The organism is Lactiplantibacillus xiangfangensis, assembly GCF_001438845.1.
GTDB classification, from domain to species: Bacteria; Bacillota; Bacilli; order Lactobacillales; family Lactobacillaceae; genus Lactiplantibacillus; species Lactiplantibacillus xiangfangensis.
Genome location: NZ_JQCL01000057.1, coordinates 155,951 through 161,950, shown reverse-complemented (window position 1 = coordinate 161,950; position 6,000 = coordinate 155,951). Strand labels below are relative to the sequence as shown.

At 47.2% G+C, this 6,000-nt stretch carries 8 protein-coding genes; 4 read left to right on the top strand and 4 right to left on the bottom strand.

The genetic code is table 11. The features are described from left to right. The first annotated feature begins 347 nt into the window (after nt 1-347). Genes IV64_RS06320 through IV64_RS06310 form a run of 3 tightly spaced genes read left to right on the top strand, consistent with a single transcriptional unit; the run spans nt 348 to nt 1,592 of the window. Nucleotides 348-599 carry a hypothetical protein gene (locus IV64_RS06320; RefSeq protein ID WP_057706300.1) on the top strand — a complete coding sequence of 84 codons (252 nt, stop codon included), beginning with the start codon at nt 348-350 and terminating at the stop codon, nt 597-599. Between the two features lie 41 nt (nt 600-640). After that, nucleotides 641-931: a hypothetical protein gene (locus IV64_RS06315; protein WP_057706299.1), complete on the top strand. Its 291-nt coding sequence runs from the start codon at nt 641-643 to the stop codon at nt 929-931. 19 nt (nt 932-950) lie between these two features. Then, on the top strand, nt 951-1,592 hold the full coding sequence (locus IV64_RS06310) for a hypothetical protein (protein WP_057706297.1): 642 nt from the start codon (nt 951-953) through the stop codon (nt 1,590-1,592). Nucleotides 1,593-1,628: 36 nt separating this feature from the next. Here the strand turns inward: IV64_RS06310 and IV64_RS06305 are convergent, their stop codons facing one another. Both IV64_RS06305 and IV64_RS06300 read right to left on the bottom strand, forming a co-directional pair. After that, nucleotides 1,629-2,990 carry an Nramp family divalent metal transporter gene (locus tag IV64_RS06305; RefSeq protein WP_057706597.1) on the bottom strand — a complete coding sequence of 454 codons (1,362 nt, stop codon included), beginning with the start codon at nt 2,988-2,990 and terminating at the stop codon, nt 1,629-1,631. Between the two features lie 200 nt (nt 2,991-3,190). After that, nucleotides 3,191-3,880: a TetR/AcrR family transcriptional regulator gene (locus IV64_RS06300; protein ID WP_057706295.1), complete on the bottom strand. Its 690-nt coding sequence runs from the start codon at nt 3,878-3,880 to the stop codon at nt 3,191-3,193. 184 nt (nt 3,881-4,064) lie between these two features. Between IV64_RS06300 and IV64_RS06295 the strand changes: the two genes are divergently transcribed. Beyond that, nucleotides 4,065-4,508, top strand: a complete 444-nt coding sequence (locus tag IV64_RS06295; protein ID WP_057706294.1) for an Rrf2 family transcriptional regulator — start codon at nt 4,065-4,067, stop codon at nt 4,506-4,508. Nucleotides 4,509-4,982: 474 nt separating this feature from the next. Here the strand turns inward: IV64_RS06295 and lpdD are convergent, their stop codons facing one another. Further along, the gene (gene lpdD, locus IV64_RS06290; RefSeq protein ID WP_057706292.1) at nt 4,983-5,393 is read right to left on the bottom strand and encodes a prenylated flavin chaperone LpdD; all 411 of its coding nucleotides are present in this window, start codon (nt 5,391-5,393) and stop codon (nt 4,983-4,985) included. 2 nt (nt 5,394-5,395) lie between these two features. Further along, complete coding sequence (locus IV64_RS06285) at nt 5,396-5,959, bottom strand: UbiX family flavin prenyltransferase (protein ID WP_057706290.1); 564 nt, start codon at nt 5,957-5,959, stop codon at nt 5,396-5,398. Nucleotides 5,960-6,000 lie beyond the last annotated feature (41 nt).

The window sequence follows — 6,000 nt, the reverse complement described above, 5'->3', positions numbered from 1 at the left end:
TTCCGGTTTACGCCACCGACGTCTTGCGAGACGTGGGGTTGCGGCTTGCAAGCGAGTACTAAGACCGCTTCTCAGGCTTAGTCCGGTCGCCGCGGCAGGTGAAATCATGGGCGGCCGGAAGCGACAAGTCCCCCACACGCAAAATTGCCTGTGGGGGACTTGTTTTATGGTCTAATGGAACGAGCCTCAAAGTGCGTCACCGCGCCAATAACCATTTTATAAATACAAGTCTAAGAATTTCTTAGATAAAGCTTATTGAAACTCGATAGTTTGTCCCCCGGATTCTCGGTAAACTATAGTCATTCAATTAAACCAATCAAGCCATTTCAGGCAAGGAGATTTTGCTTATGTTATTAGATACCGACCCCAAAATTAAGAATATTAACGCTGCACAAATTATCAAAGTGATGTACCCACTCGTCATTGCTAAAACCGAAGACGGCGAATACGTCAAGGTCAAACTCAGTGACGACCAGATGCAGGACCCGCTATTCTGGGACACGCTTCGCAATATCAACAAATCGAAATTGTGGGTGCCGCTCGGTAAACATTTCCACCAATTGCTTTCAAACGACTGGCTCATGCCAACCGCTGAATAACTAGTCACCCGATTCATCAGTCAAAAAGGAGTTTGATTATTATGAAAAATTTATTTACAAAATTAACGATTACTTTAATGGCCGCCGGGACCCTGTTCGCTACTACCGCCACCGCTTCTGCCAACACGGTCAACACACCCGCGCCCACTACGACCAGCCTCGTCAACCACGTCGATCACGAAACCAATTTGGCACTAGGGACAGCCAACAAGCCAGCCCATGACCTTACGCCTCGTGCGACTAAACTAGCAACCAAAACTTTACAATCGCAAATGTTAGAAACCGTCGACACTAGTAGCCAAAGTTTAGATAAAATGAAGTACACGAAGTAGCTTGAAAGAAGGTGCGGGCATGCGGCAATTAACGCAACTCATCACAAAACAATTACAACAACACTATCAGACGCCCGTTTTAACGGATGTTAACGGGAGCCGATACACCGGCGCTGACCTGCTTGAAGACCTGACCCTCTGTCGAACCAGCCTTAAGCAACAAAACGTCAACGCCGGGCAAACGATCTTGATTAGCCCGACCCAAGTGGCGACCATCCCCATTTTGCTGCTTGCCAGCTGGCAACTCGGATTGACGGTGACCCTGACACCGCCAAGTCACCACTTGCCTAAGCTAACCCCGCAAGCCTACGCCGCGATGGTCTATTCTCCCCTGCAAACTGAACAACTAGCCGCCCAACTCGATCCCCATGAGATCAGTATGCTAACGCTAATTTTAAATACCGCACCAAGGTTCACTTACCTCGTTCACGACAACGCACTTCCAATCACTAGGGCGAGCCAACCAGACTTGATTCTCCCAGCCAATCAAATCCAACTCACCCAGCGTGAACTGTTGGCTAGCGCCCGCCATCACGTGACACAAACGCATCTGACAGATCTCTATGATATAGAAAACGGCCTTATCCCGTGTCTAGCCAACCTCATTACTGCAACACCTTTCACCCTTACCCCAACAAAAAATGCGTGCCTACCAAGCTAACCTGGTAAGTACGCATTATCTTTTTAAAACGATTTTTTAAACTAAATGAAGGGTTTGGAGAATCAACCAGACGTTCAATACAATTAGAATCGCGGTAATTACCCACGCCGTCCATTTGACCCATAACCGGTTCTTGAAGTTCCCCATCAGTTTGGCATCACTCGTGAATTTAACCAGTGGAATCATGGCAAACGGTAAGGCAATACTCAAGAACACTTGCGATAACGTTAGTAAACTTTCAATCTTAGCTTCATTACCGTGGTAGTAAATGGCAAAGGCTAGGACTGGCGCAACGGAAATCAACCGTGTGAGTAACCGTTGGGCCCAAAGTGGCATCCGTAACCGGATAAAACCTTCCATAATAATCTGCCCGGAAAGCGTCCCGGTAATGGTTGAACTTTGGCCGGAAGAAAGTAACGCAACGGCAAACAGCATGCTCAGTACGGGACTCGCAATCGCCCCAACGATCTTGCTGTCGCCCAACGCGTTATACAGGTCAACGAAACGACCTAAGTCACCCTTCGTTCCAAAGAACAGTGCCGCACCTAAAATCAGGAGCAAACTGTTAACAACGAACGCAACTGATAATTGGATGTTAGAATCAATGGTCGTGAACTTAACGGCCTTGGCAACTTCCTTTTCATCATTCCGATCAACTTGACGCGTTTGAGAAATTGATGACCCTAAATACAAGTTATGCGGCATAACGGTCGCACCGACAATCCCTAACGCAAGGTACAACATGGAAGAATTGCTGACAATTTCCGTTGTTGGCACGTACCCTTTTAGCATTTGCGGGACGTTTGGTTGTGAAATAATAACTTCATACATGAATACGAATAAAATAACTGCAACCAGAGTGGCCACGATGGCTTCAATTTTACGGAAGCCTAATTTCATTAATAGTAACAGGAGTAAGACGTCGGCCGTGGTAATTAGAATACCGACGATCAGTGGAAAACCAAATAATAATTTGAGCGCGATCCCGGAACCGATAATTTCGGCCATGTCGGTCGCAATAATGGCCAGTTCCGTGACAATCCATAGGAAAATCCCCATAGATTTGGAAGTTCGCTCACGTGTGAGTTGCGCTAAATCTTTCCCAGTAACAATCCCAAGACGCGCTGCCATCGCTTGTAGCAACATCGCAATCAAACTTGAAAGTAAGATTACGGAAAGCAACGCGTACTTATACTGTGAACCCCCAGCAATCGACGTGATCCAGTTCCCTGGGTCCATGTAACCGACTGCTACCAGAGCGCCCGGTCCGGTGTAGGCAATCAAAGTTCGCCAGAAATTGGCGTCCTTTGGTACCCGGACACTCCCATTCACTTCGTCCAAGCTCTTACTATCGGCACCCGTTGAGTGAACTGCCTTTTCTGACTTCTTGGCAGCCATTGTCGCGTGGTCCTTCGTTTTTGCTGATTTCATTATGAAACCCTCTCTTCTATTGGTTTAGAATTCAGGTTGTGGACTACTGTGTGATCCTCAACAGTGCGGCTCAAATTGAGCGCTCACTTTAATTCCAATTGGTAGTATATCATCATCAATAAATTAGTCAAATGTTTTCAATTATTTCTTTGGCATTCCTAAATCATCTAAAAACTAGTCTCATCAACGTGTAAGGGGATTCGCCGCGGATTTAATCCGTTGACTAAGAAATCACTGAGATACTGCGTCACCTGCTGCGGGCTGACTGGATTAGCTTCTGGATAGAGAACCCGATCAACGACGTAACCACCGATCGTTGAAAAAACAAGCTGTAAAATAATTCGGTTCGGCCAATCAACCAACTCCCCTGACGCTTTAAGCCGATCCATGGCTTGATTAGCCTGTTCTAAAATCGTTGGTGAAACCATGCTGAGTACCGCTGCCCGATCCGCCGCATTATTAAAAAACTGCGATAGAATCACGGCTAGCGACGCTTGGTTACGCATCACAAAGACCACCCGATCCCGAACCAAAGCCACCACGAAACTGGCCAAAGTATCGCTATTTTGATCTAAGACGGCTTGGTCTAACGTATTAAGCATGGTTGGTAAAACACTTTTGACAATAGGCTGCATAATGGCCTCTAAAATCCCGTTCTTACTCACAAAGTTATGAAAAAGCGTGCCTTCCGCAACCCCGGCTCGTTCAGCAATCTCGCGCGTGCCGACTTCTTCGTACCCCTTTTCCGAAAACAAGTCGAGCGCCGCAGCTAAAATTTGGCGCTGCGTACGCGTGATTCGACCATCCTTCCCCAATGAGGCCGCGTAGTAAGCCTGGATGGTTTCAATTTCGCTCATGGTTTGACTCCTTTTGCAGTGACTGCTCAATTTTTGGTAATCTCATCATAAACGATTCGGCAAACCGAAACAACTATTATCGATCAAAAGTTACATATATACCGAACAAAATAGCAATGATTGCTTTTATACTCCCGATAGTTTATAATCTCGGTAATTAATAAAGTTACAGGAAGTGATCAAAATGCGCGTTTCTACTCGGTTTAGTGATTCAATCCATTTGTTAGCCTACCTTAAAATCTACGCTGACACGAAATTGACTTCAGATGCCATCGCCGCCAGTATTGAGACGAGTCCGGTGGTTGTCCGGCGATTAATGAGTAAGCTTCGCAAAGCGGGTCTCATTACCACAACGCCCGGGACGGCCCAACCAGCTTTGGCAAAGCCACTCACTGACATTTCGCTACTCAGCGTCTTTTACGCCGTAGAGGGGGATAAGCCATTATTCGCAGTCGACCCCAAGACCAATCCCGCGTGCATCGTTGGTGGCAATATCCAAACCGTTTTGAAGCAGTACTACCAAGACGCACAGATGGCGGCCGAGGCCCGGTTGGCCCGAACCAGCCTGCAAGACATTGTCGATAACATTTTAGTCGAACAAGCTAAAAAAGAAGCCCGGCAAAATTGAGCACTTGCTATCATTTTAGCGATTCTAAATCCTAACTAAAAACCTAAATTTAAGGATTAGTTACTGTTGTATCAATGGCTGGACTAACAAAATTGGCTGTTTGTAAGCTATTCCGGTCGCCACTGATTTCACCCGCCACGACAGATTTATCATGGTCGACCTCTAGTTAAATAAAAATTGATTTAGCTTGCTTTTAATCAACCCTAGCGAAGCCGGCAGAACCAGTGGGCAGTGTCGGCCATGTTGGCTGGCGATTTATGCCAGGTGACATGGCGGGGCGTCTTGGAAGACTTGGGCTTTAAGGCTTACAAGCGAGGCGGAAGCCCGTACTTTGGCTGTAGCCGACCCCACAGCCCACTGGTTCTGTCCGGCGGAGCGATGAAGAATCCTATTTTTTTATCGTTAACCTTTAGACCCTAACAAAGGCGCTTCAGCTTAATTTCGCTGAGGCGCCTTTTGGTTATGCTTAGAAGCTTATTTAGGTTGTTCATCCTTTTGATAATAAACGGGTCGCGCTGCTTTTACCGGGTGTGCTGCCAACCAATCAATAATTTGTTGACCAAGGGACTCAGTCATTGGCGCAGCCGCCGCAATCTGCGCCTTCGTAATCTGATTGACGTGAATGCCCGCGGTAATCGTACAACTACCCGATAGGTAAGGTTGTAGCTGGACTGCCAACCGGTCAGAAATAAAATTGTCCTTATGGAACCGTCCGTCATGGCTAGGAAACTTGACCGTTTGCGCGGGGGTCGTAGCAGTCACCGTAGTCACGTCCCCGATGTGCGGGTTCGTGCCACCCGTTACGACAATCAGTAAGTCAAACCCAATTCGTTGGAGCGTCGCAGTCATTGCGTACCCCGCTTGTTCTGCCTTAAACGTTGGCATCTTTAGTCCCCTTCCCACCGACGATCCGTTTCGTTATGAATGTGAAAGGCGTCTAAGATTTTCATCGTTTGGTGGTTGACCAAATCTTGAATCGTCTGCGGATGATTATAAAATGCCGGAATTGGTGGTACAATCTGCGCACCCACCTTAGCCAGGCGCGTTAAGTTCTCTAAATGAATCACACTCAACGGTGTTTCACGTGGAACAATGACTAATTTACGCTGTTCTTTAATTGTGACGTCCGCCGCGCGGGCGATCAGATCATCCCCGTAGCCGGCCGCAATCCCCGCCACCGTCTTCATACTAGCGGGCACAATGACCATCCCATCATTTAGAAACGACCCGCTGGCAATCGTGGCACCTTGATCATTGATATGGTACGTCTTATCAGCCAGTGCCGTTAACTGCTTTAAGTCGTAGTCCGTTTCCAGGGCCAAGTTTTTCTTCGCCCACGTGCTCATCACGAGGTGTACTTCTACGTCGGGTAATTGGTGTAATTTTTCCAACAAATCAACAGCATAAATCGTCCCGGACGCACCCGTAATCCCAACAATAATTCGTTTCATCTTTAGCCCTCACTCTTTCAGCTTGATCACGTCATATTCGC

Bases quoted from the DNA above. Each gene is read 5' to 3' on its own strand.
- IV64_RS06315 (WP_057706299.1), top strand. From the start codon at position 641: ATGAAAAATTTATTTACAAAATTAACGATTACTTTAATGGCCGCCGGG.
- IV64_RS06320 (WP_057706300.1), top strand. From the start codon at position 348: ATGTTATTAGATACCGACCCCAAAATTAAGAATATTAACGCTGCACAA.
- IV64_RS06310 (WP_057706297.1), top strand. From the start codon at position 951: ATGCGGCAATTAACGCAACTCATCACAAAACAATTACAACAACACTAT.
- lpdD (WP_057706292.1), bottom strand. From the start codon at position 5,393: ATGCCAACGTTTAAGGCAGAACAAGCGGGGTACGCAATGACTGCGACG.
- IV64_RS06305 (WP_057706597.1), bottom strand. From the start codon at position 2,990: ATGGCTGCCAAGAAGTCAGAAAAGGCAGTTCACTCAACGGGTGCCGAT.
- IV64_RS06300 (WP_057706295.1), bottom strand. From the start codon at position 3,880: ATGAGCGAAATTGAAACCATCCAGGCTTACTACGCGGCCTCATTGGGG.
- IV64_RS06285 (WP_057706290.1), bottom strand. From the start codon at position 5,959: ATGAAACGAATTATTGTTGGGATTACGGGTGCGTCCGGGACGATTTAT.
- IV64_RS06295 (WP_057706294.1), top strand. From the start codon at position 4,065: ATGCGCGTTTCTACTCGGTTTAGTGATTCAATCCATTTGTTAGCCTAC.